This is a genomic window from Butyricicoccus sp. AF18-9LB (assembly GCF_027684505.1).
GTDB lineage: Bacteria > Bacillota > Clostridia > Oscillospirales > Butyricicoccaceae > Agathobaculum > Agathobaculum butyriciproducens.
On sequence record NZ_JAQCWA010000001.1, the window covers coordinates 223,664 to 249,824 of the forward strand.

Genomic DNA, 26,161 nt, shown 5'->3' on the forward strand with positions numbered 1-26,161 from the left:
TCTATCCCGCAGGGCGGGATGACCTCACCTCGCCCTGCAATATATCTGTTCACCATATTGAAAGGAAGATTTTAAGATGAAGGTACTCGAAGGCAAGTTAGTAGCAACCAAGGGCAAGTTTGCGATCGTTGGTTCGCGTTTCAACGAATTTATCGTTTCCAAGCTGATCTCCGGCGCGGAGGACACGCTGGTGCGCCACGGTGTAGACACCGACGACATCACGCTCGTATGGGTTCCCGGCGCGTTTGAGATCCCGCTGGCGGCGCAGAAGCTGGCGCAGAGCGGCAAGTATGATGCAGTTATCTGCCTCGGCGCGGTTATCCGCGGCTCGACCAGCCACTACGACCTCGTGTGCAACGAGGCTGCCAAGGGCATTGCACAGGTCAACCTGCAGACCGGTGTGCCGGTGACCTTCGGTGTGGTTACCACCGAGAACATCGAGCAGGCCATCGAGCGCGCAGGCACCAAGGCCGGCAACAAGGGCGCCGATGCAGCGATTGCCGCTCTCGAACTGGCAAACCTGCTGCCGCAGCTCTAAAATTGTGCAAAAAAAATGCTCTCTGATGATTCAGAGAGCATTTTTATTTACCATCCTCAATTCTATTTTCCTCCTGCAGACGAAAAACCACCCGAGAAAATCCCGGGTGGTTTTCTTTATTCTACCGAGCCTTCTCCGCCCATGAGCGCGGTCAGCTCCTCAATCCGCTCCAGCGGGAACGGTGGGAACGCCACCGGCTTCATGGCGATGGACATCAGCTTCATCGGGTTATCGTCCGCCGCTGCGCGGTTAGAGTGCAGTACACCGCACCTGCGGGTACGACCGGACGGCCGCACACCCTACAGGTGAAGCTGTCGTCGCAGGCATGCGTTTTGTAATAACCCTTTTGATATTGCTTGCGTTTATTCTCCCGATTCATGGGAATTCCTCCTAAAAAGTCGATATTTTCGTCCTTTGGGGAGGTGGTTTACGGATTCCTGCACAGCCGACCTCCCGGTCAGCGCACAAGCTCCAGTTTACCGAATTCGTTCAAAAAGCAATGCTCCTTTAATTATTTATCCTTGAGTGCGTCCTTTACCTTATCCCAGAAGCTCTTGCGCTTTACCTGATTCTCGTCCGTGGACGTTTCCTCGAACTCACGCAGCAGCTTTTTCTGCTTTTCGGACAGGTTCTTCGGCACCTCGATGTTTACGCGGACATACTGGTCGCCGCGACCACGGCCGTTGACATTCTGAATGCCCTTGCCGCGCATGCGGAACGTCGTACCGGTCTGCGTGCCTTCCGGAATCTTGTACTCGATGCGGCCGTCGATGGTCGGCACCTGCAGCGTATCGCCGAGTGCGGCCTGTGCGAACGAAATCGGAATATCGACATGTACATCCGAGCCGTTGCGGGTAAAGATCGGGTGCGGACGGATGGCAACCGTTACGAACAGATCGCCTGCAGGGCCGCCGTTTACACCGGCATTGCCCTGACCGCGCTGCTGGATGGACTGACCATCGTCGATACCTGCCGGAATGTTGACCTTGAACTTGCGGGTCTTGCGGACACGACCCTGACCGCCGCACTTCGGGCACGGCTTCTTGATGATCTTGCCGGTGCCGCGGCAGTTCGGGCAGGCGCCCTGCGTCTGGAACATGCCGAGCGGCGTGCGCTGGGTCTGCGTAACAACGCCGGTACCACGGCAGTTCGGACAGGTCTCCGCCGTAGTGCCCTTTGCGGCACCTGTGCCGCCGCAGTCATCACAGGATTCGATGCGCTCGACCGTGATCTCCTTCTCACAGCCGAATGCGGCTTCCTCGAAGGACAGGATCACCGTCTGACGGATGGATTCGCCGCGCTGCGGTGCATTACGGCGGGACGACCGTCCGCCGCCAAAGCCGCCGCCGAAGAACGAACCGAACAGGTCGCCCAGATCGCCCATATCAAAGCCGCCGCCGAAGCCACCGGCACCGGCACCGCCGCCGTAGCTCGGGTCAACGCCGGCAAAGCCGAACTGATCGTACTTAGCGCGCTTCTCCTTGTCGGACAGCACTTCGTACGCTTCGTTTGCTTCCTTGAACTTATCCGCAGCCTCCGGATTATCTTTGTTGAGGTCCGGGTGGTACTTGCGCGCCAGCTTGCGGTATGCCTTTTTCAGCTCATCATCACTTGCGCCCTTCTGTACGCCGAGCACTTCATAATAATCTCTTTTATCAGCCATAAAAAATCATCCTATACACAGGGATAGGCGCACCAAAGTGCGCCTCTCCATTAGAGTGGAGTGTGGAGAGTGAAGAGTGAGGAGTTTTTCTCTCCACTCTTCACTCTTCTATTTTCACTCTTGCTTATTACTTATTGTCGTCGTCCTTAACCTCGGTGAAGTCAGCGTCTACAAAGTCGCCCTGCTGGCCGCCCTGTGCGCCGCCCATGTTCGGGTCGCCCTGCGGTGCCTGCTGCTGATAGATCTTGCCAGCCAGATCGGAGAACTTCTTAGACAGGCCCTCGGTTGCAGCCTTGATCATATCGGTATCGGTGCCCTTGAGCGCTTCCTTAACCTTTTCGATCTCAGCCTGAACGCCTGCCTTCTCATCTGCGGACAGCTTGTCGCCCAGATCGGTCAGTGCCTTCTCGGACTGGAATACCAGCTGCTCAGCGTTGTTGCGAACCTCAACTGCTTCCTTGTTCTTCTTATCCTGCTCAGCGTACTGCTCAGCCTCGTGCATTGCCTTGTCGATCTCGTCCTGAGACAGATTGGTGGATGCAGTGATGGTGATCTTCTGCTCCTTGCCGGTGCCGAGGTCCTTAGCAGATACGTTTACGATGCCGTTTGCGTCGATATCGAAGGTAACTTCGATCTGAGGAATACCGCGCGGTGCCGGAGCGATGCCGTCGAGGGTGAAGCGGCCGAGGGTCTTGTTGCCCGCTGCCATCTCGCGCTCGCCCTGCAGAACATGGATCTCAACCGACGGCTGGTTGTCAGCTGCGGTGGAGAAGATCTGGCTCTTCTTGGTCGGGATGGTGGTGTTGCGGTCGATCAGCTTGGTGCATACGCCGCCGAGGGTCTCAATGCCGAGGGACAGCGGAGTTACGTCGAGCAGCAGTACGTCCTTGACCTCGCCGCCAAGTACGCCGCCCTGGATGGATGCGCCGATTGCTACGCACTCGTCCGGGTTGATGCCCTTGAAGCCTTCCTTGCCGGTGATGCCCTTAACAGCCTCCTGTACAGCCGGGATACGGGTGGAACCGCCAACCAGCAGGACCTTGGACAGATCGGAAGCGGACAGACCAGCGTCGCTCATAGCCTGACGAACCGGACCCATGGTGCGCTCTACGAGGTCTGCGGTCAGCTCATTGAACTTTGCACGGGTCAGGGTCAGCTCGAGGTGCTTCGGACCGGTAGCGTCAGCCGTGATGTACGGCTGGTTGATGGAGGTCTGGCTCATGCCGGACAGCTCGATCTTCGCCTTCTCAGCAGCTTCCTTCAGGCGCTGCATAGCCATACGGTCGTTCGACAGGTCAATGCCGTTGGACTTCTTGAACTCGTCAACCATCCAGTCGATGATGCGCTGGTCGAAGTCATCACCGCCGAGGTGGGTATCACCTGCGGTGGACAGAACCTCCAGAACGCCCTCGCCGATGTCCAGAACGGATACATCGAACGTACCGCCGCCGAGGTCGTATACCATGATCTTCTGCTCGGATTCCTTATCTACGCCGTAAGCCAGTGCAGCAGCGGTCGGCTCGTTGATGATACGCAGAACTTCCAGACCTGCGATCTTGCCGGCATCCTTGGTAGCCTGACGCTGCGAGTCGGAGAAGTAAGCCGGAACGGTGATGACCGCCTGATTTACCGGCTGGCCGAGGTATGCTTCTGCGTCAGCCTTCAGCTTCTGCAGGATCATAGCGGAAATCTCCTGCGGGGAGTACGGCTTGCCGTCGATGTTTACGCGGTAGTCGGTGCCCATGTGGCGCTTGATGGAAATAATGGTGCGGTCTGCGTTGGTTACAGCCTGGCGCTTAGCGACCTGACCGATCATACGCTCGCCGTCCTTAGAAAATGCAACAACAGACGGAGTGGTGCGCGCACCCTCAGCGTTAGGGATGACTACGGCTTCGCCGCCCTCCATAACAGATACACAAGAGTTCGTCGTACCAAGGTCAATACCAATGATCTTACCCATAATAAATACACTCCTTAAATGATAGGATTTTGTTTACTTTAATTAGTAGTTAGTAATCAGTTTGCAACCTTCACCATCGCATGGCGAATAACCTTATCGCCAATCTGGAAGCCCTGCTGGAAGGTTTCCGCGATGACATTCTCGCCGAGGTTTTCATCCTCAACGTGCATAACCGCGTTGTGGAAGTTCGGATCGAATGCGGTGCCTGCGGCAGCGTCGATGACGGTGACGTTAATACCCTTGAGGCTTTCGGTCAGCTGCGTCATGGTCAGCTCGACACCCTTTTTATATTCGGTGTCGGCAGTCTCTGCCTTGAGCGCCCGCTCGAGGTTATCGTAGGTCGGCAGCAGTGCGGTTACGGCGCGGCTGACTGCATCGGTGTATGCCTGCTCGCGCTCGCGCTGGCTGCGCTTGCGGAAGTTGTCGTACTCCGCCGCCATGCGGAGATAACGGTCGTTCAGGTCGTTATACTTGGCTTCCCAGTCCGTCGCGGGCTTCGCTTCAGCCTTGGCGGTCTCCTCTGCGGGAGCCTCGGTCTTTACCTGCTCCTGTTCTTCCGCCTCCGGCTTTGTCTTTTTGCTCATTTCGTTTTGTGCCTCCGTTTACAGGAAATCAGTGATTTCCGTCTTTTTCATCTAAAAATGTCTCGGCGATCAGCTTGTTCAGCCCTTTTGCGAAGCGGCTGAGCTGTGCGGACAGCTTGGCGTAATCCATGCGGGTCGGGCCCACGATGCCGATCGCGCCCTGACCGATCTTACCGATATCGTATTTTGCGTAGATCGCCGAGGTTTCACTCAGCGGGTTTTCGCCGTTTTCCGGTCCGATGAAGAACTGGATGCCGTCGATCTTGCGGGTGGCCGGCAGCAGGTGCTTGCGGTCGTCCTCCATGTAATCGAGCAGCGTCTGCGCCTTTTTCGTATCGCGGTACTCCGGAAAACGAAGCAGCTTGCTGGCACCATCGAGGTAAACCTTCTGGTCGCTCAGCTCGGTGATCAGCTCTGCGATGTACTCGGCTACCGGAGCGAGCAGCGCGGTCAATCCCGCGGCGCGGCGCACAATGTCGAATCGCTCGGCAGTGATGCTCGAGAGCGGCAGTCCGGTCAACGTCTGGTTGAGCACATAGGTGAGCAGCTCGGCCTCATCCTTGGAGACCTCAGCTACCGTGCGGACCATTTTGTTCTTGACCGTGCCCGAATCCGTAACTACTACGATTACGAAATTCATCTTATCGACTGCGATGATCTCAAACTGCCGGATGGCGATCTGTGTCATGGCCGGTGTGATAGCAACCGACGCGTAATTCGTCAGACTGGTGAGCAGCTTGCCGGCCTCCTGAATGAGGTGGTCAAGCTCGCGTACCTTGGTAAGCACGCTGTTCTGCAGTGCGTTTCCGTCCTCCGCATTGTCGGCCGGACGCTCCATCAGTTCATCCACATACAGTCGATAACCCTGCGGTGAGGGGATTCGTCCCGCAGAGGTGTGCGGCTTTTCGAGGTAGCCCATGTCCTCCAGTTCACTCATCTCATTGCGGATGGTGGCGGACGAGAACGGCAGCTCGTGTCCCTCGGTCAATGCCTTGGAGCCGACCGGCTCAGCCGTGCGGATGTAATCGCCGATAATGGCTTTGAGTATTTGCTTTTTACGTTCCGAAAGCTCCACCGAAGCAGACTCCTTTCTTTCGGTTGTTAGCACTCCATCTCCCCGAGTGCTAAACTTAATTTACCACCACATACGGACAAAGTCAAGTGCTGTTTGTGAACAATTTATGAAATGATGGTCGGAATTTTATCACACTCGTCTGCCGAGTGCTGAAATGTCAATTTTCACCGTATGAAAAATGCTCTGATTTGGTCGTTTTTCCTTGCGTTCGCGTCCACGCAGTGATAGAATTACTATGAGAGAGACAGGCAATCGTTCGATTGCCGTAGAGAGAAAATCCGCTCTATAAAAAGGAGAACAAACATGAAGGAAATCAAAGTTGGCATCGTTGGTTTGGGCCGTCTCGGTTCGGTACACGCGCAGAATCTCGCGTTCAAGATTCCCGGCTGCAAGCTGGTCGCTGCCTGCTCGCTCGTGCAGAAGGAGCTGGACTGGGCAAAGGACTACCTCAAGGTAGAGTACACCACCACGGACTACAAGAAAATGGTTGACGAGGCAGACATTGAAGCTGTCGTTATCGTCTCCTCCTCTCCGGAGCACTGCTGGATGATCGAGTACGCGCTCGATGCAGGCAAGCACGTCTTCACCGACAAGCCGCTCGGCTGCTCGCTTGAGGAGTGCAAGCGCGCTGAGGCTGCCGTTGAACGTCACCCGGACAAGATCTTCTTCCTTGGCTTTATGCGCCGCTACGATCCGTCCTACGCGGATGCAAAGGCACAGATCGACGCAGGCCGCATCGGCAAGCCGTATCTGGTAAAGGCTACCGGTCTGGACCCGGAAGCACTGGTCGAGAGCTGCATCAAGTTCTCCAAGACCTCGGGCGGCATCTTCATCGACGCCGCTTCCCACGATATCGACCTGATGCGCTGGTTCCTCGGCGGTGAGGTTACCGAGGTTTACGCCGCAGGCACCAACTTCAAGCACCCCGAGTTTGCCGAGAACGGTGACACCGAAACCGGCATGGCAATGCTCAAGTTTGATAATGGCACGGTCGCTTTCCTGCACGTTGGCCGCACTGCACCGCACGGCTACCACACCGAGACCGAAATCGTCGGCACCGAGGCGCATATCCGCGTTGCCGGTGTACCGTGGAAAGACCGCGTTATGGTATACGACCAGTACGGCGCCCGTCAGGAGATCATCGAGAACTTCCCGCAGCGTTTCGCAGAAGCATACCTGTTGGAAATGGTCGACTTCATCGACTGCATCCAGAAGGACCGCAAGCCCGAACTGACCGTTTACGACGGCACCAAGGCTACCCTCGTTACCTACGCGATTACGGATTCGTTCCACTCCGGCAAGCCGGTTCAGGTACAGTATTAATATATTGTAAAATCGCACAAAAGCAGAGCCGAAAGGCTCTGCTTTTTCTTGCACATTTCCATCTTCTCTGCTATGATAATGGAAAGGAGGTAGAGTCTATGACGAATGCTAACCCTAATGCTCCCGCGTACCGCTGGCTGCTGCTGTTCTGGCTGTTCAATGCTCTGAATGTGCTGTTCAGCGTGATCGACCTGCCGGTCGTATTGTTCAGCGGTGAAGCCGGTCAAATCACGTTATCTAATATTCTCGCACTCGCTGCCGCAGTCGCACAGTTTTATCCGTTCTATCAGCTCGGCAAGCTGTCCGACCGTCTGCACCGCGCCTTCACTGTCAACATTATCAGCGTCTGCGCAGCCGTTGTCGGACTGATCTCGCTTCTGATAGCGCTGACCGACCGACCGCCCTATAACTCTGCCGCGGTCATCACGGTGATGAGTCTGGTAGTCATGGCGGGCGTGATTTGCCTGTACGTTTCCCAGTTCTTTCTGTATACCGGATTGGAGGCGCTTCGCGCGGAACGCGGCTATGATTATCCGTCCCGCCTGATCCGACTGTGCTTTTTCGTGCCGCTGATCTGCGATATTGCCGCCGTCCTGCTGGACAGCGCGCTCAAAACCTCGATTTCGCTCTTTTCTAAGTGTTTCTGCCTGATCGTGCTCGGACTGTTCGTCCGCGCCGCTCGCAAGAGCGAGATTGCATAACTGCGGCACGAGATTATGTCGCCCATAAGATATCAAATACTTCTGCAAACGCGAAAAAAGACCGCTTAAGCGGTCCTTTTTCTTTTATATGAGAGATTATTTGTAGAGAGCAGGTTTATCCATCATCTCGATCGGCAGGAACTGATTCGTGCCGCGGGAACGGTTGAGCGTGTCTGCTGCAACGCAGGCAGCGTAGCCGTCCCATGCGGACGGACCATCCGGCTCACCCTTCTCCTCGAGGGTCTTGACCCAATGGGTCAGCTCAATGTCATAGGCTTCAATAAAACGGTCCTTCCAGTCGGTCAGGATCGGGAACGAACGGGTTGCGTTCGAGCGCTTGACAACCGCATACGGATCAGGCAGGTTGACTGTGCCCTTCTCGCAGACGACCTGACACTGGATGTCGTAACCGTAAGCGTCCGCAACCTGAACCTCTACGTCAATACGCGCACCGGACTGGGTTTCCAGCAGCACGATCTGCGGGTTGTCATAACCCTTGGTAGAGCACGCGGACTGGCGCACCTTGAGCACCTGACCGTTCTTATACTCGTCACCGAGCAGCCAACGACAGATATCCAGCTCATGGATTGCAACGTTGGAAACGCCCATCTCGGTCTGGAAGCCGTCCGGCTGAGACACGTTGCGGTGACACGCGTGAATCATCAGCGGTGCACCCAGCTCGCCGGAGTCGATGATGCGCTTCATCTCGGCATAGCCGCGGTCATAGTGGCGCATAAAGCCGACCTGTACCAGACGCTTGCCGTGTGCAGTCTCGGCCGCGATGATTTTCTCGCAGTCGGCGGCACTCTGTGCCAGCGGCTTCTCGCAGAACACCTGCTTGCCCGCTTTGAGAGCCTCGAGCACATAGCCTGCGTGGCTCGGGTCGGACGAGGTGATAACGACCGCCTGCACCTCCGGTGCTGCGATCAGCTCCTCGCCGGTCTTGTATGCCTTCATGCCTTCATACTGCGCCGCAACCTTAATCGCAGCTTCTTCAAAATAGTCTGCACAGGCAACAACCTGACAGCCCGGAACAAGGTCCGTCAAGCGTCGAATGTGATCGCGGCCGATTGCGCCGCAGCCGATAACACCAATATTCAGCATGCTGATCCTCTCCTTTTAACAGCAAGAATAATCACTTAAAATCTCGTTAATATTCGCGGATTCCCACGTTTTTTCACACTTTTTTCTTCATTGCATACATTGTACCGCAATCCCGCCGTCACGGTCAACCGTCCCACCAAAACATTGGTAGCCTGCCTAAAAAAGCACCGCAAATTTATGGCAAAATGAAGTCTCAAAAGCAGATGACAGTGCATTTTTGATTGTGCACTGTGCGTAGTTATACTTGACGTCAGCGCTGCTCTCCCCTATACTTTGAAGTAGAAAAGGAGAATGTGTCAATGGCAGTTACCATACAAAAAATCGCAGAGCTGTCCGGTGTGTCGCGCGGCACGGTGGACCGTGTGCTGCACGGACGCCCCAACGTCAATCCGATGATACGCGAAAAAGTTGTCCGTGCCGCAGAAAAACTCGGCTATCAGCCTCCAGTGCCGCCGAAATCGGCAGATTGCAGGCAAGCGGCTATTCTCATTCCGCAATGGACGGACGGCCACTTCAATCGACAGATCGTCAGCGGCATTCGCAAGGCGCTGCGCTATATCGCCGATCCGGCGTTTATACTGACCGAGCAGCCGCTGCGCACCATGACCATGCAGGAGCTGCTCCGCGCGATGGACGAACAAATTCGTTCCGGCGTGGACGGACTCATCATCCGTGCCGAAAATACGCCGGAGGTCCGCGCCGCCATCGAGCAGGCAGTGCAGCAAGGCGTGACAGTCATCACCTATGATGCCGATGTGCCGCACAGCGGCCGTCTGTGCCACGCCGGACAGGATCTTGTCCGCGCAGGCGCTATCGCCGCCGGTGTCATGGCGCGGCTCATCCGCCCGCCCGAGCACGTTCTCATTGTCACCGGAAATCTGCGTATGGAGGCCCACAAAGGCCGCGTGGACGGCTTTTGCCGCCGTCTGCTCGAGCTGGGCTTCTCCGAAGATGCCTACCGCGTGATCGAAACCAACGAAATGCCTGAACTCACCGGTGAACTCGTCGCGCAGGCGCTTCAGGCCGACAGTCGCCTGCACGCCGTCTATATGGCCTGCCAGCCGCTCTCCAGCTGCATCGCGGGCATCCGAAAAGCGCGGCGCACCACCCGTCCGCATATCGTCTGCAACGACCTCACGCCAACCGCGAAGCGGTATCTGCGCGAGGGAACGGTGGATTTCGTGATCGGTCAGTCATTCTCGCAGGAATCGTTCCACGCCGTGTTGGCGATGTATCAAATGCTGCTGCGCGGCGTGCAGCCCAAACGGGAGCTGTATTATACCGATCTGCGGTTGATCACGCAGGAAATGCTGTAAACTGCGTTCAGAGTGGGGAGTTGAGAGCGGAGAATTTGTAACGATTTTCGTCCATTTGCATCTATTGATAGAAAATCCTACCATCTGACCGAACAAATTGTGCGGCGCTGACACGCCGCACTTTCACCCGATAGACCTCCAGGCCGCCGAGCCTGCCGCGCGTGCGGCACGTTCCCGCCGTCCGCAGACGGCAACTCCGCCGTTCCGCAAATCGAAAAAGGGTTTTCCACAACAAAAAAGAGCCGCTTTACAGCGACTCTTTTTTTGTTTGATATGCGTGGACTGATTACTTAGCAGCCAGACGGCGAGCCTTAGCAGCCATGCGCTCACGGGTAACGTCGAGCAGTACGGCGCCGATGATAACCAGGCCGAGTACGAGGTTCTGTACTGCCGAAGAAACGGACAGCAGGGAGAAGCCGTTACGCAGAACAGCGATGATCAGCGCGCCGAGCATGGTACCAACCATGGTGCCCTTGCCGCCCATGAAGGATGCGCCGCCGATGATGCAGGCCGCGATTGCGTCGGTATCGTACGGCTGGATTGCGTTAACGCCGTTGCAGATACCGGAACGACCGATGGAAACGATACCAGCCAGAGCTGCCATGAAACCGGACAGGGTGTAGCAGAAGGTCAGCACGTTAGCGGAGTTGATACCGGACAGACGAGCTGCTTCCGGGTTGCCGCCTACACAGTAGATGGAACGGCCCAGAGCGGTCTTGGTGAGCAGGATGTGCATGATGATGTAGATAACGATTACTACGATGAAGGATACCGGGAAGCCGCCAAGGGTCTTGGAGCCCAGCCACATAACTGCATCGTTACCGGAGAAGGATACCATCTGAGAGTTGGTGATGATCAGCGCACCGCCCCACAGTACGTTCTTCATACCGAGGGTAGATACGAACGGATGCGGCAGGTGCAGACGGGTAAGAAGCATACCGTTGATCCAGCCGATCAGGGTGCCGCCGACGATTGCGACGAGCAGAAGAACGACCGGATTGGTCATGCCCTTGTTAACCAGCATACCAGCAAGGCAGGCAGCGAACGTTGCGTTCGCACCTACAGACAGGTCGATGCCGGCGGTGATCAGGCAGAGCAGCATACCGGTGGATACCAGTGCATTGAACGAGGTCTGCTTGAGAACAGACATCATGTTGGAATACTTAAAGAAGTTCGGCGAAGCGATCGCCAGAACTACACAAAGGATTACCAGTGCGCCAAAAGTACCAGCATAAGACATCAAACTGCTGGATTTCTTCGATTTAGTCATCTAATTTACCTCCCCAAGCTGCCTTCATAAGGTCTTCCTGATTGAAATGTTCGCTGTCACGGTCTACTTCGGCCATTACTTCGCCGCCGCGCATTACGATTACGCGGTCGGACATGCCGAGGATCTCAGGCATTTCCGAAGATACCATGATAACGCACTTGCCCTGCTTGACAAGGCTGTTCATTACATTGTACACCTCGACCTTTGCGCCGACGTCGATACCACGGGTCGGTTCGTCAAAGATAAAGATCTCTGCATCCGTGTTGACCCACTTGCCGATTACGACCTTCTGCTGGTTACCACCGGACAGCTGGCCTACGATCTCGTCGATCGACGGGGTCTTGATGCGCAGCGACGCAATGTTCTGCTCGCCTGCCTCGAGAATCTTCTTTTCGTTCAGGAACAAGCCCGAAGAGAAGCCCTTCATGTTAGCAAGAATCAGGTTGGTGCGAATGGTCTGAGCCAGTACCAGACCCTGTCCCTTACGGTCCTCGGTGAGGAACGCGATGCCATGCTTGATAGCCTGACGCGGAGACTTAATCGATACTTCCTTGCCCTTGATCTTGATCTTGCCGCTGTCGATCGGATCTGCGCCGAAAATCGCGCGCATGATCTCGGTACGGCCAGCGCCGACCAGACCTGCAAAGCCCAGAATCTGTCCGCCGTATGCCTTGAAGGATACATTGTTCAGGACGCCTGCCTCAACAACGCTGTCAACCTCGAGCATCGGCTCCTTGGACTTGGTGCCGAATTCCTTCGGGAACTGGTTATCTAGCGAACGACCTACCATTGCGGTGATCAGGGAGTCATTATCCCACTGATCGATCGGCTTGGTTGCGATGAACTCACCGTCACGGATAACCTCAACGCGGTCGCACAGCTCGAACAGCTCCTCCAGCTTATGGGATACAAAGACGATGCCGATGCCGCGTGCCTTCAGTTCACGGCACGTCTTCATCAGCTGCTCAACCTCTTTCTCGCCCAGAGAGGAGGTCGGCTCGTCCATAATAATCATTTTTGCGTTGATCAGAACCGCCTTCGCGATCTCAATCATCTGCTGTACGCCCATACCAAAGTTACCTGCCGGCTTGGTCGGGTCTACGTCCTGACCGAGCGAAGCCATAACTTCCTTTGCCTTTTTATGCATGGTCGGGTAATCCAGCAGAGTACCCTTTTTGATCCACTTGTTGATGAAAATGTTGTCAGTAATGCTCAGCAGCTTCTCAATGTTAAGCTCCTGATATACGCACGCGATGCCAGCCGCTGCCGAATCGTTCGGGTCCTTGAAATGCTGCTCGACGCCGTCTACATAAATCTGACCCTCGTCTGCCTGATGTACACCAGTCAGCACCTTGATCAGCGTAGATTTGCCTGCGCCGTTCTCACCGATCAGGCCGAGGATCTCGCCCGGCTTGACGGAAAGCTGCATGTTTTTCAGAGCCACTACGCCCGGAAAACGCTTGGTCGCGTTTTTCAGTTCTACTACGTATTCACTCATTTGCATATCACCTTTTCTTCTCCGAGATGAAGTGCGGGACAAGGTAAACTGTTCTCGGTTCAGTTCCCTAAGGAAAAGCCTGCCTAGTGCAAGCTCTTTACCATTTCTTGTCCGCGGGAGCATGTTTGAAAAGAGAACCCCTGCAGAGATTAAAATCGAGCAGGGGTTTCTTCTCGTTCACTTAAATGCTGGAACTAATGGAAAACCACAAGCGTGTGGGATGGATTGCTTAGCCGATGTAGCCCTTCAGGGTATCCAGACGCTCCTGAGCGTTATCCTTGTTGACAACGGAGCAACCGGAGTCGATGAACTTCTCCAGCTTCTCACCGTTAACAGCCTTTACAGCAGCCTCAACTGCCTTGTAGCCCATGTCGTATGCTTCCTGAGCAACGGACATGGTCTCCTCGCCAGACAGGATAGCGTTGCAAGCGGACTGGATGCCGTCGAAGCCAACGAAGATGGTCTTCTCGTAAGCAGCGTTGCCCTTTGCAGCACGAGCAGCAGCCATAGCCATATCGTCGTTGTTGCAGACGATGATAGCGACGCCTTCCGGATGGTTCTGCATGATTGCTTCCATCGAGGTAGCAGCCTTATCAGCAACAGCGTCAGCGTACTGGATCTCGTCCTTCAGGAACTCGCCGCCAGCCTCGGTAACGCCCTTCTCATAACCGGTCAGACGTGCGGTAGCAGTGCCGTCGCCCTGTACGCCGGAAATTGCGATTGCCTGAACCTTATCCCAGCCAGCAGCCTTAGCAGCCTCAACAGCAGCCTTGCCGCCCATTGCAGCAGCATCCTCGTTGCCGGTGCCTACGAAGGACAGAACCTCAGGTGCGTCGATGTTGGTATCAACAGCAACGATCGGTGCGGTCTGGCCAGCGATCAGGGTCTTAACGAGGTCAGCCTGCAGCGGAGCGATAACGAATGCATCGTATGCACCGGAGTTCAGGTCGGTCTCGATCATATTCTGCTGCTCGTCGTAAGCGGTCTCGGAGGTAGCGCCCTTAACCTCAACCTTTACGTCCGGGTTGTCCTTGGAGTAAGCCTCAGCGCCAGCCTTAACGTAGCTCCAGTACTCGGAAGCAGTCGTCTTCAGGATAACGTCAACAGAGCAGCCGGAAGTGGTGCCAGCCTTATCGCCGCCGGTCTTGTCGTCCGTAGACGGGGTGGAAGAACCGCCGCCGCAAGCTGCAAGGCTTGCAACCATAGCGCCGGTCATCAGCATAGCAAGTAATCTCTTCTTCATGATAAAACCTCTCTCCTTTTTCGTGCGGAGCGGGCGGGTCTCTCTGCCCTGCCGTTCCGCCTGTCGGTCCCCGCCTTGTGCGGGACTTAGGAACGCTCCAACGTTCTGGTAATATTTTAATGCAATCTTACTGGTTTGACAAGCCTTTCTTGTCATTTTTGTTGGAAGTGGTTAGTTCGACACCATCTTCCTTGTGCAGATTGACAGCTTTCCGCTTTGCCGTTCGAAAAACCCGTTATGTGCATTGTGCATTTTTGCAGTTTTTACGGCAATTTTCCCATAAATTCACGGTAAAATGCAGGCGGATTTGGGCATATTTTGGATAGATGTCTTGCACGAAAAGGTTACAATGTGGTAAAATTACAGTACACCGAATAAAAAGTCACCGCACCATACAAGAGAGAAGGAATGTGAAAATGAAGCTTGCTATCAAAACCTGCACGCTGGATATGCCCTATGAGCAGATGCTCGATTTCTGCGTAGAGCAGAAAATCGCAGCCATCGAGATCGGCACAGGCAACTGGTCAGGCGCGCCGCACTGTGACCTCGACCTTCTGGTAAGCGACAAGACCGCCCGTGAAAAATGGTATGACGCCATGCGTAAAAAGGGGCTGGAGCTGTGCGCGCTCAACTGCTCGGGCAACCCGCTCGCGTATGAAAAGGACATGGATGTAACCAAGAAAACCTTCGAGCTGGCGCATCAGCTCGGAGTAAAGAAGATCGTTATGATGAGCGGTCTGCCGGTCGGCTGCGAGGGTGATAAAACGCCGGTGTGGATCACGACCTCGTGGCCGCCAGAGACGCAGGACATTCTGGATTACCAGTGGAATCAGGTTGCGATTCCCGCATGGAAAAACCTTGTTAAGCTGGCGGAGGATTGCGGAATCGAGCGAATTGCGCTCGAAAACCACGGTATGCAGCTGGTTTACAACCCGGAAACGCTGCTCCGTCTGCGTGAGGCCGTCGGCCCGATGATCGGCATGAACCTCGATCCGTCCCACCTGTTCTGGATGGGCGGCGATCCGATCGAAGCGGCCCGCGTGCTCGGTGAGCACGGCGCGATTTACCATATTCACGGCAAGGATTCGCGGCCGGAGCGCCGCTACTGGCAGCCGAACGGCATGCTGGATACCAAGCCGATCGACGCATTTGCCCGCCGCTCGTGGAACTATGTTGCCGTCGGCGCGGGACACGATGCCAAGTGGTGGAAGGAGTTTTTCTCGGTTGTCCGCATGTCGGGCTACGACGAGGAGATTTCCCTTGAAATGGAAGATTTGACACTCTCCATGCTCGACGGCCATCTCGCCAGTCTGCAGGTGCTGCGCGAAGCACTCAATATTTATTAAATCTTATATCTATAATAACAGGTGCTGTAATTTACGCTTACAGCACCTGCTTTCTTTATTATATTAAGTCTTAGCGTTCCTTAAGAGAAATATAAGGCTCCGCAGGCTGCACGCAGCGGTACGCCGGACGGATGATCTTATCCGTGTTGATCAGCTCTTCCAAGCGGTGGGCGCTCCAGCCGACGATACGCGCCATCGCGAACACCGGCGTGTACAATTCCGGCGGCAAACCCAGCATGGAATACACAAAACCTGAGTAAAAATCAACATTTGCGGACACACCCTTATAGATGTGGCGTTCCTGCGCGATAACCCGAGGCGCCACCTCCTCGACCATGGTGTACAGCGCGAAATCCGCATCTCTGCCCTTCTCGTGCGCCAGCTGACCGACGAAGGATTGGAATACCTGCGCACGCGGGTCCGAGATCGAGTACACAGCGTGGCCCATGCCGTAGATGAGTCCCTTCTGGTCAAATGCCTCACGGCGCAGCAGCTTGACAAGATAGTCCGCGACTGCCTGCTCATCCGTGGTGTCCGACACATTTTTCTTCATATCCTCGAACATCTGCACGACCTTGTAGTTCGCTCCGCCGTGCTTCGGGCCTTTCAGTGAACCGAGCGCCGCAGAAATAGCCGAATAGGTATCCGTGCCGGAGGACGTGACAACGTGTGTTGTGAACGACGAGTTGTTGCCGCCGCCGTGCTCCATGTGCAGCACAAGCGCCAGATCGAGCACGCTGGCCTCGAGCGGCGTGTACTGCATATCCGGGCGCAGCATGCGCAGGAAGTTGGACGCAGTAGACAGACTGTCCGACGGGTAGTGAATGTACATGCTGCCGCCGCACTCGTAGTGATTGTATGCGTGATAGGAATACACAGCCAGCATCGGAAAGACCGAAATCAGCATCAGGCACTGCCGCAGCACGTTCGGCAGGCTGATATCATCCGCGTTGCTGTCGTAGGATGCCAGCGTGAGCACACTGCGCGACAGGCTGTTCATCATATCATGCGTCGGCGCCTTCATGATAACATCGCGCGTGAAATTGGTCGGCAGCGTGCGTCCCTGTGCCAGCAGAGCCTTGAAATCGCCCAGACTCTTGGCATCCGGCAGCTCACCGAACAGCAGCAGATAGGCAACCTCCTCATACCCCTTGCGGCCGTCGCGGATAAAGCCCTGCACCAGATCCTGAATGCGAATGCCGCGGTAGTACAGCTCACCCTCACAGGGCACGATTTCACCGCCTGTCTCCTTGCGGGAGATAATGTCCGAAATGTTGGTCAGACCGGCCAGTACGCCCTGTCCATTGATGTCGCGCAGACCGCGCTTGACATCGTACTTGCGGTACAGCGCCGGATCAATGCGGCTGTTTGAGCGGCAGAGCGCCGCCAGCGCTTCCACGCGCGGCGTGACCTGTAAAATATCGTGTTCCGGTGTCATGATGATTCCTCCCTTTTACTGCATTGTGTGATATATTTATTGTATCATAATCCACTCGCGTTTACATGACATTTTTTGCACAGTTCCGTTAATAATTCGTAAATTTTTTCGCATATCTCAGCAGTTACACCGGATATGCCCACAAATTTGATAAATTTATGCATAAAAAGGCACAATGAGTTTCTCATTGTGCCTTTTCGGACTCTGCAATTTTTGTTTAGCGGATAACCATACGGATCAGCGGATAAAGTTCATCATCGTGCGCGGACGGCTTTCCGGCGGCTCGATTCCGGCCTTGTCGATCACCTTGAGCATCCATGCGATATTGCGGCCCAGCTTCTCGATGACTTCAACGCCCTCGATATCCTGCATCGCCTCGCCTTTGTCTGCGCCGTGTACGGCGTTCCAGTAGTCCGAGGTGACGAGAACCATTTCCATGGTGTTAATCGTACCGAGTAGCTGCTGGTAGGTCTCCATGCCACCCGAACGGCGCAGCGTACACAGTGCCGCACCGACCTTGTGCTTCAGCTGATTATCGCCGCAGCCTGCCGCCAGAATCAGACGGTCGAGCACACACTTCATGCCGCCCGCAATGCCGCCGTGGTACACCGGAGACGCGAGCACGATGCCGTCCGCCTCAATGCACTTGGCGATGATTTCATTTACACCGTCGTCGTCCTGCACGCAACGCAGCGTGCCGTTGTCCAGGCAGTGATAGCACGCCATACATGGATGCACCTTCGCACCCGGCTGACATACCTCAAACTCGATGCCTTCCTGCTCGAGCACCTTGCCGAGCACCTCGAGCATCTGCGTACAGTTGCCGCCCTTGCGCGGCGAGCCGTTGATTGCTACAACTTTCATATCCTTTTCCTCCGTGTTTTCTCTATTTTCAGTGCGCGTCCGCACTGTTTTTGACGAATATTGGACTTATAAATGCTTTTCGTTTTCCAGCCGGTACAGCCGCATCACGACCAGCGTATGATTCAGCTGCGGACCCATCAGCAGGATCATGCTGACGATATACAGCCACAGCATCAGTACGATAATCGCCGCCAGAGAGCCGTACAGCACGGAATACCGCGCCATATTGTCCACATAAAACGAAAATCCAAGCGAGACCAGAATCCACGCTACCAGCGAGAACAGCGCCCCCGGCCACACCTCGCGGAACCTAAGGTGCAGATTGGGCACGACCTTGTTGAACAGCATGAGGAACACGAAAATAAACGCGATCATCACCCAGAAGCTGGCATCGTGCAGTCCGTCCATCACAGCCGGCGGCACCGACAGATATTTCGGTACAACGCGGATGATGGTTCGTCCGGCGACGACAAGCACAAAGCTGCACACAACCGAAACAAGAAAGCCCGCCGTAATACCGAACGAAATGAGCACGTCCTTGACCATGCCGCGCGAGATTTCAACGTGGTAAATATCGTTGACCGTGCGCATCATTGAGCGCACCGCACGGGACAGGAAATACAGCGTCAGACCCAGACCGACGATCATCGGGCTGAACGACGGCGTGCTGGTCAGCTGCTGAATATAGCCGCCTATGAGCTGCTGCAGACTTTTCGGCAGCATTTCCAACACCGGCTGCATCCCCTCGATTGACAGGTCAAGCTGTGCGAGCATGGAGTTGACGAACATCAGCAGCGGGAACATGGAAAACAGCAGAAAATACGAAAGCTCTGCCGCAGACTGCGGAATGCCGTCATCAAAAAAGCGGTAAACCATGCGCTTGATCAGATATAGCCATCGGTTTTGACCGTTCATTGCGTCCCTCCCCTGTGTCGGTAGATTTTGCTGTATTTATCATATCAGCTTTTTATCCAATTTACAACTTGCGTTTTGGCTTCATCTATTGTATACTGATAAAAATAGAACATTTGTTCTGATTGGAGGGTGTGTCATGGCGGATCTGCGTCCGGTGACCTGCTGTTTTTCCGGCTACCGAATTGAAAAAATGCCGTTTCGGAACGAGGACTGTCCCGCTGCGCTCGAGCTGTTTACCGCACTCGATGCTGCGGTCGCGGAGGCCGCCGCTGACGGCTGTACGCGTTTTCTCTCCGGTATGTCCACCGGCTTTGATCTGTGGGCCGCCGAAGCTGTTCTGCGTGCGCGCGCCGCGCTCCCGGTGCAGCTGCTGTGCGCCGTACCGTTCGACGGACAGGCTGATCGGTTTCCGCTCGAGTGGAAACGCCGGTTCAACCGCTGCCTGCTCACCGCAGATAAGGTGTACGCGCTCTCGCGGAGTTATCACGCCGGGTGCTTTGCCGCGCGCAACCGGTTTATGGTGGATGCGTCGTCAAGGCTCATCTGTTACTATGATGGACGGTCGGGCGGTACGGCACAGACCGTGCATATGGCTGAGCAGAGCGGACTGAAAATTGTAAATCTCGCGGATGGACAGATATCGCTGCTGTGAAAAGGACTGACCGGTGGGTCAGTCCTTTTTGTTTTCTGTCAGCGATTGCATAATTAAAATAGCGAATTGAGGACGGAAAATTAGCGTGACGGTATGCCGTAATGCCATGCACGTTAAACCATTTGCAGACACGCAAAACGTTATACCGTTACGTTAATTCTCAATTCTCAATTATTGCAGATTTCATCCAGCTGAGTGAGAATCTCACTGCCGTTTTTCAAATCATGCACCCAGCCGTTGCCGTTGTACACAAAACTGAGTTCACCGATATCGAGGAAGGTCGGCGTATCATTATACACCGCGATGATTTCGTAGCTGACCTTATCCATCGAAAAGCTACTCTGCGAACGCGGCACACGTTTGGCCTGCACCTGTGTCAGCGCTTCGCGCAGAGCTGTCTGATCGACCTGCTCGGTCAGTTCGGTCATATCCGCGCCATTGACGCGCCAGATACGCACGTTCCAGAAGCCGTTCATGTCCGGCATAGGTGCATACGGAATAAGCCAAATCACCGCTCCGACGCAAATCAGCACGCCTACCAATACAAATGCGATTCGTTTTTTCATGCCGACCCCTCCCTTTTATTGTTCATCAAGCAGCGCGAGGAGTTTCTCGCCGCCGGACAGCTTATGTACCCACGGTGACATACTTTCTGTGACCTCATACGCATAGCTCGGTTCACCGAGGCTAAAACATACTGTTTTACCGCCGTATACCACCTGAATCTGATAACAGTCTGCGCTGATGGCGCGATGATAACTCGGCAGGCGGCGTGCTCTGATTTGCGGCAACAGTTCGCGTATTGCGTCCGTATCAGCCTGTTCTGTGATGTCCTCAGACGTATCTCCCGCATGAACACGGAGTACCAGCACGTCTGCAATTCCTGCTGTATCCGTCACCGGCACATATGATGTAAAGCACATGGCCGCTCCAACGCAAACCACAACGGCTATCAGAACAAACAGGATTCGTCGTTTCACTCGTTTTCCCTCCCCACCGAAAAAACAAAACCCGCCGACGCGATTCACTTTTCACGTCGGCGGATTCCTTACTTATGCAATTATGTGTGTGCTGAAATTACTTCAGGCCAGCGGTGATGATCGCCATCTGGTAAACCTCGTCAGCGTTGCAGCCGCGGGACAGATCGTTGATCGGCGCATTCAGACCCTGCAGGATCGGGCCGTAAGCAGCGTAGCCGCCCAGACGCTGAGCGATCTTGTAGCCGATGTTGCCGGCCTCGATGGACGGGAAGATAAAGGTGTTGGCCTGACCAGCAACCGGAGAGCCCTTGCACTTGGTAGCAGCAACGACCGGAGATACAGCAGCATCAAACTGCAGCTCGCCGTCGATCGCCAGCTCCGGGTTCATCTCCTTAGCGTACTCGGTAGCCTCGCGGGACAGCGCAACCGTACCGCCCTTGCCGGAGCCCTTGGTGGAGAAGGACAGAACAGCAACCTTCGGGTCGATGCCGAAAGCCTTTGCGGTGTTTGCGGTTTCGATAGCAACCTCAGCCAGCTTCTGACTGCCCTTCAGGGTTACGTTGCCTTCCTTATCAACAGAATCCGGATAGTCGATGTTGATCGCGCAGTCGCCCATAGCCAGCTTCTCTTCTACGCCGTCCTTCTCACGGACCAGAATAAAGCAGGAGCTTACGAGGTGTGCGCCCGGCTTGGTCTTGATCAGCTGCAGAGCCGGACGAACGGTGTCAGCGGTGGAGTAGGTAGCGCCGCCGAGCAGAGCGTCAGCCTTGCCCATCTTAACGAGCATGGTGCCGAAGTAGTTGCCCTTGGACAGTGCAGCGCGGCAGTCTTCCTCGCTCATCTTGCCCTTGCGGAGCTCTACCATCTTAGCTACCATAGCGTCCATCTCCGGGTAGGTAGCCGGGTCGATGATCTCCATGCCCTCGATATCGAAGCCGCCCTTTGCAGCAGCAGCCTTTACCTCGTCAACATTGCCGACCAGGATGGAATCCATCAGGCCGTCCTTCTTCAGGCGTGCAGCCGCTTCGAGGATACGAGCATCCGGGCCTTCGGTGAATACGATCTTGCGCTTGTCAGCCTTGAGTGCTGCAATCAGATTTTCAAACATATTGCATTCTCCTTCGTTTTCAATCGTCTGTGTGCAGTGTGACGCTGCAAACAGGCATTCTCTTGAATTTATTATACACCCTTTCCCCCTATTCCCACAAGAGGGAATTTCTGATGGACGCAAAACGCTTTCTCGGTTCCATATCACAAGGCGAACGTGAAATTTGTCGAATCTCCGGCCCATGCAAAATATTTCGTCGGTATATTTGAACGGGACCGCGGGGAAAATCCAGATAGTATCCTCATAGTGACGACCAACAGGAGGGAATTTTATGCAGACAAAAGTTGAGATCTGCGGTGTGAATACATCGGGACTGCCGGTGCTCTCCGCAAAAAAGACGGACGAGCTTTTGAAAAAATCCGCTGCCGGAGACAAGCAGGCACGCGATGAGCTGATCCGCGGCAATCTGCGGCTGGTGCTCAGCGTTGTTCAGCGGTTTCAGGGCCGCGGCGAATCGCCGGACGACCTGTTTCAGGTCGGATGCATCGGCCTGATGAAAGCCATCGACAATTTTAATACCGAACTCGGCGTGCGCTTCTCCACCTACGCCGTACCGATGATCATCGGCGAAATCCGCCGCTACCTGCGCGACAACAGTGCCCTGCGGGTCTCGCGCAGCCTGCGCGACACAGCGTACCGCGCTCTGCAGGCCAAGGAGGCGTTCATCCGCGAGCACCAGCGCGAGCCGGACATCGTGGAACTGGCCAAGCTGATGGACGTGCCGAAAGAGGAGGTCGTGTTCGCGCTCGACGCGATACTCGACCCGGTGTCGCTGTTCGAACCGGTGTTCCACGACGGCACGGACACGGTCTGCGTGATGGATCAGGTCGGTGACACCAAAAACACGGACGACAACTGGCTTGCCGGTATTGCTCTGCGGGACGCTATGCGCAGCCTGAACGACCGCGAGCGCCGTATCATCCGGCTTCGCTTCTTCGAGGGACGCACCCAGATGGAGGTGGCACGCGAAATACACCTTTCGCCAAACAAAAGGAAGGAAGATTCCGGTCCTTTTCTTACTATATAATAAGAGCGGCAGAAAACGCGAGGATAGCATATCAAAATGGTATGAGGATTTTCCTTTTACCTATACTGCATACGCTGAATGCACTCAATCGATTGTGTCAGCTGACGGAATCGCTCTGAGAAGAATTTTTTGTATGCCATACAGTAAATATTCTGCCCGATTACGCCGTTCGGCAGGATATCTCGGTCGCGGCGGCAGCCGTTGCGGCACAAGCCGAACCACTGACAGGTCTTGCACTCCTCCGGTACGGCAAGCGACTGCCGAACGAATCTTTTTGCAGTCTCGCTGTTCTGCATATCAACCAGACCAGTTTCTCTGATGTTTCCCAGCCGCCATTCATCCAACACATAAAAATCACAAGGATACACACCGCCGTCGCCCTCCACAACGAACTGCACCGAGCAGCAGCCTGCCATATTACAGGCTTCCGGCCGCTCCCCCAGAAGGATGGACAGCCAGTTGTCCAGATGGCGGATGCTGATGTACTCGCCGTGCCGAAGATCGTCGAACCACAGGTCGAACAGCCGCACAAGGAAATCACCGTAACCGTCTGCGGTCAGCGTATAGCATGGCTCACCATCTGCCCGATCAAACGGATCGATGCACGGAATAAACTGCAGCCATCTGAAATTCTGTTTACGGTAAAATCGATATAACTTTTCGACCGAACGTGCATTCTGTCCGGTTACGACACATAGAATATTAAACGCAACATTGTGTTTTTCCAGCAGCCGCACGGATTTCATAACTCGATTGAACGTATCCTTCCCCTGCACATCTGTTCGGTTGCGGTTATGCAGCTCTGGCGGTCCGTCCAACGACACCCCCACCAGAAAATGATTTTCCGCAAAAAACGCGGCCCATTCCTCATCAATCGTGTATCCGTTGGTCTGTATGGCATTACGAATTTCCACACCCGGTTTGGCATACTGCTTTTGCAGTACCACCACCTGACGGTAAAAGTCCAGGCCTGCAAGCGTTGGCTCACCGCCTTGGAATGCAAAGGAGCAGATATGCTCGGCATATTCCATGCCCGCCTGTATCACCTTTTCGATTGATTCGATTGAAAGCATTCCCTCGAACTCCTGCTCCCGGTGTGCCGCAACGTCCTTGTAAAAGCAATACTGGCACGCCATGTTGCATGCAGACGATGCAGGCTTGATCAGAATATTGATCGGCGGCATAATCACCCCTCCTCAGCTTTTATTTTAACAGAAAACGATAAATATTGCACACGCTGAGCACCATCACCAGCAGCATGGAGCCTTCAAACAGCAGGGTTGCCTGCCGGTCGCTCAGACGTTTGTTGATGCGTCCTCCGGCTTCACTGCCCAGTACGCCGCACAGCACCATACCGCACAGCAGAATAATAGATAATGTCGGTATACTGCCTGTCACCGCCGTGGTAATGATGCCAACGCTCTGGCTGATCAGAATGATGTACAGGCTGTTCTGTGCCGCCACCTTGGTCGGCATAGAGAAAAAGAAGAACAACACCGCCATATTAAACGGTCCGCCGCCAATACCGAGAAAGGTGCCCAGCATGCCCAATCCCAGTCCAATCAACACGCAGACCGCCGGATTACGCACTTGAAGCATGGTTAATCGGTCCTTGCGGATGGTATAGAGCAGCGTGGCAAACGTCGCGGTACACAGCAGCGCCGCCTGTATACCGCCTGCGGTATCCGCATTTGCAAACAGACCGGCCACAGCAGAAAACAGCTGTTTCCCTGCCATACCGCCAACAGCCGCACCGATTGCCAACGGTGTTGAAATCGACAGATCAATCTGCGACTCGTGCTGCACCATCGATTTACCAACCGACCAGCACGTCATGCCAAGAACCGTACACCCAGACAGAAAATTGATTTCTGTCACCTGCATAATACCGAGCGCATCCAGTGCAGGCTTGATGATCACGCCTCCGCCCATACCGCATATTTTACCGATGATACAAGCGCCGAACGCTACCAGAAAACAAATACTCTGCACCTGATCACACCCTTAGTACTTCGCGGTCTGACGATTTGCCGCACAGGCAGTTGTCCACGTTTTCTGCGCCGGCGGATAATGATCCACCATGTACGACAGCCTACGGCGCGCCTGTTCGATCTGCTCTCGATAAGTTTCATCTGCAATGCGGTTTTCACGCTCCTGCGGATCGCGTTTCAGGTCGTAGAATTCCTCGTACGGCATCTCATCCAGCTTATAGCCGAGATATTTGATGTACTTGCTGTTCTCGGTGATGATGGTCTGCCACGCATTGCTTCGACAGCCGTCTGCACCGCGCCAATATGGTGTTGAAGTGATGGAAACGCCGTCGATACGCTCCTCGGTAAAGTCGCTTTCGCTAAAGCAAAAATCACGGACGCGCTCTTGTTCCCCACGCAGCACCGGCAGCAGTGAACGGCTCGGAATAATATCGTTATACGCCGGCCAGCTTCTGCTGAGCACCCGCTGTGTATCCAATCCTGCATAATCGAGTGCAGTTGCTGCAATGTCGGAAATTTCAACCGGTGCGGTGTTTTCACCAACAGGCGCTGCACCCGGCAGACGCACCGCCAGCGGAATACCAACCGACTGCTTCCACGGCACACCTTTCTGAATCATGAAGTGATCGCCCAGCATATCACCATGATCCGAGGTAAATACGATCAGCGTATCGTCCAGCATGCCTCGCTCTCGCAGCACATCCAGTGTTTCACCTATCTGATCGTCGATCAACCGAATCATCGCCTTTGCAGAACGGCGCTGACGATACAGACTCTCCTTGTCCTCATCCGAAATAATCTGTCCTTCCGGCAGGATAAAATCGTCCTCCCGCTCAAGCGGAAACATATCCAGATACCGCTGCGGTGCGTCATACGGCTTGTGCGGTCCGCAGAAGGACACCATCATGTAGAACGGCAGCTCCGCTGGATGCGCGCGAAGCTGCTCGCGTGCCACACGGCCGGTAACCACGTCAATATAATCCTCCTCATCGAACGGCCACGGCAGCGCCTTATCATAGTTGTGGTTCGCTACATCGCCGTTTTTGCCGCCGCTCTGCGAGAAAAAGTCTCGTACCTGCTCGAGCATGCCCTTCTTCGCCAGATAATCACCGTAGAAGCAGTAGTTGGAAACCACCTGCTGCTTGCCTGCGGTCTCCCAGATGAAATCATAACCGTAAGACTTCTCGTCCGGTTCTCCTGCCACCGGATCCATGCCGCAGCCTCTCGGCGTAGACCACGGATAGGTCTGATTATAATGGAACTTGCCGATGCCGTAGGTCTTGTAGCCTGCATACTGCAGGGCCTGCATAAATGTCGGTATCTGCGGGAACAGATCACCTGCCATGGTCAGCGTGCCAATCTGGCGCGGATATCGTCCCGTGATAAGCGAGGTACGCGCCGGAGAACAGATAGGATTGGTTGTATTGCAGCAAGTAAAATGGGCATGCTGTGCAATCCAGTCGATATTCGGCGTGGAAACGCAGCTGTCCGCGGCATAGCCCACATAATCTGTGCGCTGCTGATCAGTCATAAACAACAGAATATTACGCGGCATATTTTACACT

25 protein-coding genes are annotated in these 26,161 nt (G+C 54.8%); 7 read left to right on the top strand and 18 right to left on the bottom strand.

Translation table 11 applies throughout. The features are described from left to right. Positions 1-76: 76 nt before the first annotated feature. Positions 77-538, top strand: a complete 462-nt coding sequence (gene ribH / locus PGY33_RS00955) for a 6,7-dimethyl-8-ribityllumazine synthase (RefSeq protein ID WP_118479122.1) — start codon at positions 77-79, stop codon at positions 536-538. Between the two features lie 220 nt (positions 539-758). On the opposite strand, the gene PGY33_RS14435 is transcribed toward ribH, so the two are convergent. The 5 genes from PGY33_RS14435 to hrcA form a co-directional block, all read right to left on the bottom strand. Then, positions 759-917 (bottom strand): hypothetical protein, encoded by a 159-nt coding sequence (locus tag PGY33_RS14435; RefSeq protein WP_442861216.1) that lies wholly within the window; start codon positions 915-917, stop codon positions 759-761. 132 nt (positions 918-1,049) lie between these two features. Then, entirely contained in the window at positions 1,050-2,201 is a 1,152-nt protein-coding gene (dnaJ, locus tag PGY33_RS00965; protein ID WP_118360297.1) for a molecular chaperone DnaJ, read from the bottom strand. 127 nt (positions 2,202-2,328) lie between these two features. Continuing rightward, complete coding sequence (gene dnaK / locus PGY33_RS00970) at positions 2,329-4,161, bottom strand: molecular chaperone DnaK (protein ID WP_270476956.1); 1,833 nt, start codon at positions 4,159-4,161, stop codon at positions 2,329-2,331. Positions 4,162-4,217: 56 nt separating this feature from the next. Then, entirely contained in the window at positions 4,218-4,745 is a 528-nt protein-coding gene (gene grpE, locus PGY33_RS00975; protein ID WP_116705396.1) for a nucleotide exchange factor GrpE, read from the bottom strand. 28 nt (positions 4,746-4,773) lie between these two features. Beyond that, a complete protein-coding gene (hrcA, locus tag PGY33_RS00980; RefSeq protein ID WP_158557228.1) occupies positions 4,774-5,820 on the bottom strand; it encodes a heat-inducible transcriptional repressor HrcA in 1,047 nt (348 codons plus the stop codon). Positions 5,821-6,123: 303 nt separating this feature from the next. Between hrcA and PGY33_RS00985 the strand changes: the two genes are divergently transcribed. Together PGY33_RS00985 and PGY33_RS00990 are read left to right on the top strand one after the other, a co-directional pair. Continuing rightward, on the top strand, positions 6,124-7,143 hold the full coding sequence (locus PGY33_RS00985; RefSeq protein ID WP_117750902.1) for a Gfo/Idh/MocA family protein: 1,020 nt from the start codon (positions 6,124-6,126) through the stop codon (positions 7,141-7,143). Positions 7,144-7,241: 98 nt separating this feature from the next. Beyond that, positions 7,242-7,844, top strand: a complete 603-nt coding sequence (locus PGY33_RS00990) for a hypothetical protein (RefSeq protein ID WP_117750901.1) — start codon at positions 7,242-7,244, stop codon at positions 7,842-7,844. 96 nt (positions 7,845-7,940) lie between these two features. On the opposite strand, the gene PGY33_RS00995 is transcribed toward PGY33_RS00990, so the two are convergent. Further along, positions 7,941-8,948, bottom strand: coding sequence for a Gfo/Idh/MocA family protein (locus PGY33_RS00995; protein WP_118479118.1), 1,008 nt, complete (start codon positions 8,946-8,948; stop codon positions 7,941-7,943). 299 nt (positions 8,949-9,247) lie between these two features. On the opposite strand from PGY33_RS00995, the gene PGY33_RS01000 reads away from it, so the two are divergent. Next, entirely contained in the window at positions 9,248-10,264 is a 1,017-nt protein-coding gene (locus PGY33_RS01000) for a LacI family DNA-binding transcriptional regulator (protein WP_118479116.1), read from the top strand. 286 nt (positions 10,265-10,550) lie between these two features. Here PGY33_RS01000 and PGY33_RS01005 read toward each other — a convergent pair whose 3' ends face one another. From PGY33_RS01005 to PGY33_RS01015, 3 genes are all read right to left on the bottom strand, one after another. Further along, a complete protein-coding gene (locus PGY33_RS01005) occupies positions 10,551-11,534 on the bottom strand; it encodes an ABC transporter permease (RefSeq protein ID WP_118753403.1) in 984 nt (327 codons plus the stop codon). Continuing rightward, on the bottom strand, positions 11,527-13,032 hold the full coding sequence (locus PGY33_RS01010) for a sugar ABC transporter ATP-binding protein (RefSeq protein ID WP_118753404.1): 1,506 nt from the start codon (positions 13,030-13,032) through the stop codon (positions 11,527-11,529). Before PGY33_RS01010 ends, PGY33_RS01005 begins: the two co-directional genes overlap by 8 nt. Positions 13,033-13,261: 229 nt before the next feature. Further along, the gene (locus tag PGY33_RS01015) at positions 13,262-14,275 is read right to left on the bottom strand and encodes a sugar ABC transporter substrate-binding protein (protein ID WP_270476960.1); all 1,014 of its coding nucleotides are present in this window, start codon (positions 14,273-14,275) and stop codon (positions 13,262-13,264) included. A gap of 416 nt (positions 14,276-14,691) precedes the next feature. On the opposite strand from PGY33_RS01015, the gene PGY33_RS01020 reads away from it, so the two are divergent. Continuing rightward, on the top strand, positions 14,692-15,621 hold the full coding sequence (locus PGY33_RS01020) for a sugar phosphate isomerase/epimerase family protein (protein ID WP_118761383.1): 930 nt from the start codon (positions 14,692-14,694) through the stop codon (positions 15,619-15,621). 70 nt (positions 15,622-15,691) lie between these two features. Here PGY33_RS01020 and PGY33_RS01025 read toward each other — a convergent pair whose 3' ends face one another. From PGY33_RS01025 to PGY33_RS01035, 3 genes are all read right to left on the bottom strand, one after another. Then, positions 15,692-17,059 (bottom strand): citrate/2-methylcitrate synthase, encoded by a 1,368-nt coding sequence (locus tag PGY33_RS01025; RefSeq protein WP_270476961.1) that lies wholly within the window; start codon positions 17,057-17,059, stop codon positions 15,692-15,694. Positions 17,060-17,296: 237 nt separating this feature from the next. Then, positions 17,297-17,923, bottom strand: coding sequence for a flavodoxin family protein (locus PGY33_RS01030; RefSeq protein ID WP_270476962.1), 627 nt, complete (start codon positions 17,921-17,923; stop codon positions 17,297-17,299). A gap of 66 nt (positions 17,924-17,989) precedes the next feature. Then, positions 17,990-18,838 carry a YihY/virulence factor BrkB family protein gene (locus PGY33_RS01035; protein ID WP_270476963.1) on the bottom strand — a complete coding sequence of 283 codons (849 nt, stop codon included), beginning with the start codon at positions 18,836-18,838 and terminating at the stop codon, positions 17,990-17,992. Between the two features lie 136 nt (positions 18,839-18,974). On the opposite strand from PGY33_RS01035, the gene PGY33_RS01040 reads away from it, so the two are divergent. Continuing rightward, positions 18,975-19,490 carry an SLOG family protein gene (locus PGY33_RS01040; RefSeq protein WP_270476964.1) on the top strand — a complete coding sequence of 172 codons (516 nt, stop codon included), beginning with the start codon at positions 18,975-18,977 and terminating at the stop codon, positions 19,488-19,490. A 167-nt stretch (positions 19,491-19,657) separates the two neighbouring features. On the opposite strand, the gene PGY33_RS01045 is transcribed toward PGY33_RS01040, so the two are convergent. The 3 genes from PGY33_RS01045 to pta form a co-directional block, all read right to left on the bottom strand. Continuing rightward, the gene (locus tag PGY33_RS01045) at positions 19,658-20,056 is read right to left on the bottom strand and encodes a hypothetical protein (protein WP_270476965.1); all 399 of its coding nucleotides are present in this window, start codon (positions 20,054-20,056) and stop codon (positions 19,658-19,660) included. Positions 20,057-20,071: 15 nt separating this feature from the next. Beyond that, positions 20,072-20,470, bottom strand: a complete 399-nt coding sequence (locus tag PGY33_RS01050) for a hypothetical protein (RefSeq protein ID WP_118753407.1) — start codon at positions 20,468-20,470, stop codon at positions 20,072-20,074. Between the two features lie 97 nt (positions 20,471-20,567). Next, positions 20,568-21,578, bottom strand: a complete 1,011-nt coding sequence (pta, locus tag PGY33_RS01055) for a phosphate acetyltransferase (protein ID WP_110436271.1) — start codon at positions 21,576-21,578, stop codon at positions 20,568-20,570. A 271-nt stretch (positions 21,579-21,849) separates the two neighbouring features. Here pta and sigG point away from each other — a divergent pair, with 271 nt between their 5' ends. Further along, complete coding sequence (sigG, locus tag PGY33_RS01060; RefSeq protein WP_270418023.1) at positions 21,850-22,605, top strand: RNA polymerase sporulation sigma factor SigG; 756 nt, start codon at positions 21,850-21,852, stop codon at positions 22,603-22,605. 56 nt (positions 22,606-22,661) lie between these two features. On the opposite strand, the gene PGY33_RS01065 is transcribed toward sigG, so the two are convergent. Genes PGY33_RS01065 through PGY33_RS01075 form a run of 3 tightly spaced genes read right to left on the bottom strand, consistent with a single transcriptional unit; the run spans position 22,662 to position 26,151 of the window. Then, positions 22,662-23,789 carry an anaerobic sulfatase maturase gene (locus tag PGY33_RS01065; protein WP_270418024.1) on the bottom strand — a complete coding sequence of 376 codons (1,128 nt, stop codon included), beginning with the start codon at positions 23,787-23,789 and terminating at the stop codon, positions 22,662-22,664. A 19-nt stretch (positions 23,790-23,808) separates the two neighbouring features. Continuing rightward, the gene (locus tag PGY33_RS01070) at positions 23,809-24,597 is read right to left on the bottom strand and encodes a sulfite exporter TauE/SafE family protein (protein WP_270418025.1); all 789 of its coding nucleotides are present in this window, start codon (positions 24,595-24,597) and stop codon (positions 23,809-23,811) included. A gap of 12 nt (positions 24,598-24,609) precedes the next feature. Next, a complete protein-coding gene (locus PGY33_RS01075) occupies positions 24,610-26,151 on the bottom strand; it encodes a sulfatase family protein (RefSeq protein WP_118479094.1) in 1,542 nt (513 codons plus the stop codon). Positions 26,152-26,161: the final 10 nt, after the last annotated feature.

Bases quoted from the DNA above. Each gene is read 5' to 3' on its own strand.
- dnaJ (WP_118360297.1), bottom strand. From the start codon at position 2,201: ATGGCTGATAAAAGAGATTATTATGAAGTGCTCGGCGTACAGAAGGGC.
- pta (WP_110436271.1), bottom strand. From the start codon at position 21,578: ATGTTTGAAAATCTGATTGCAGCACTCAAGGCTGACAAGCGCAAGATC.
- PGY33_RS14435 (WP_442861216.1), bottom strand. From the start codon at position 917: ATGAATCGGGAGAATAAACGCAAGCAATATCAAAAGGGTTATTACAAA.
- PGY33_RS01075 (WP_118479094.1), bottom strand. From the start codon at position 26,151: ATGCCGCGTAATATTCTGTTGTTTATGACTGATCAGCAGCGCACAGAT.
- PGY33_RS01010 (WP_118753404.1), bottom strand. From the start codon at position 13,032: ATGAGTGAATACGTAGTAGAACTGAAAAACGCGACCAAGCGTTTTCCG.
- PGY33_RS00985 (WP_117750902.1), top strand. From the start codon at position 6,124: ATGAAGGAAATCAAAGTTGGCATCGTTGGTTTGGGCCGTCTCGGTTCG.
- PGY33_RS01005 (WP_118753403.1), bottom strand. From the start codon at position 11,534: ATGACTAAATCGAAGAAATCCAGCAGTTTGATGTCTTATGCTGGTACT.
- PGY33_RS00995 (WP_118479118.1), bottom strand. From the start codon at position 8,948: ATGCTGAATATTGGTGTTATCGGCTGCGGCGCAATCGGCCGCGATCAC.
- ribH (WP_118479122.1), top strand. From the start codon at position 77: ATGAAGGTACTCGAAGGCAAGTTAGTAGCAACCAAGGGCAAGTTTGCG.
- PGY33_RS01015 (WP_270476960.1), bottom strand. From the start codon at position 14,275: ATGAAGAAGAGATTACTTGCTATGCTGATGACCGGCGCTATGGTTGCA.
- PGY33_RS01040 (WP_270476964.1), top strand. From the start codon at position 18,975: ATGGCGGATCTGCGTCCGGTGACCTGCTGTTTTTCCGGCTACCGAATT.
- PGY33_RS01065 (WP_270418024.1), bottom strand. From the start codon at position 23,789: ATGCCGCCGATCAATATTCTGATCAAGCCTGCATCGTCTGCATGCAAC.
- PGY33_RS01030 (WP_270476962.1), bottom strand. From the start codon at position 17,923: ATGAAAGTTGTAGCAATCAACGGCTCGCCGCGCAAGGGCGGCAACTGT.
- PGY33_RS00990 (WP_117750901.1), top strand. From the start codon at position 7,242: ATGACGAATGCTAACCCTAATGCTCCCGCGTACCGCTGGCTGCTGCTG.
- sigG (WP_270418023.1), top strand. From the start codon at position 21,850: ATGCAGACAAAAGTTGAGATCTGCGGTGTGAATACATCGGGACTGCCG.
- grpE (WP_116705396.1), bottom strand. From the start codon at position 4,745: ATGAGCAAAAAGACAAAGCCGGAGGCGGAAGAACAGGAGCAGGTAAAG.
- PGY33_RS01000 (WP_118479116.1), top strand. From the start codon at position 9,248: ATGGCAGTTACCATACAAAAAATCGCAGAGCTGTCCGGTGTGTCGCGC.
- PGY33_RS01035 (WP_270476963.1), bottom strand. From the start codon at position 18,838: ATGAACGGTCAAAACCGATGGCTATATCTGATCAAGCGCATGGTTTAC.
- PGY33_RS01025 (WP_270476961.1), bottom strand. From the start codon at position 17,059: ATGACACCGGAACACGATATTTTACAGGTCACGCCGCGCGTGGAAGCG.
- dnaK (WP_270476956.1), bottom strand. From the start codon at position 4,161: ATGGGTAAGATCATTGGTATTGACCTTGGTACGACGAACTCTTGTGTA.
- PGY33_RS01020 (WP_118761383.1), top strand. From the start codon at position 14,692: ATGAAGCTTGCTATCAAAACCTGCACGCTGGATATGCCCTATGAGCAG.
- PGY33_RS01045 (WP_270476965.1), bottom strand. From the start codon at position 20,056: ATGAAAAAACGAATCGCATTTGTATTGGTAGGCGTGCTGATTTGCGTC.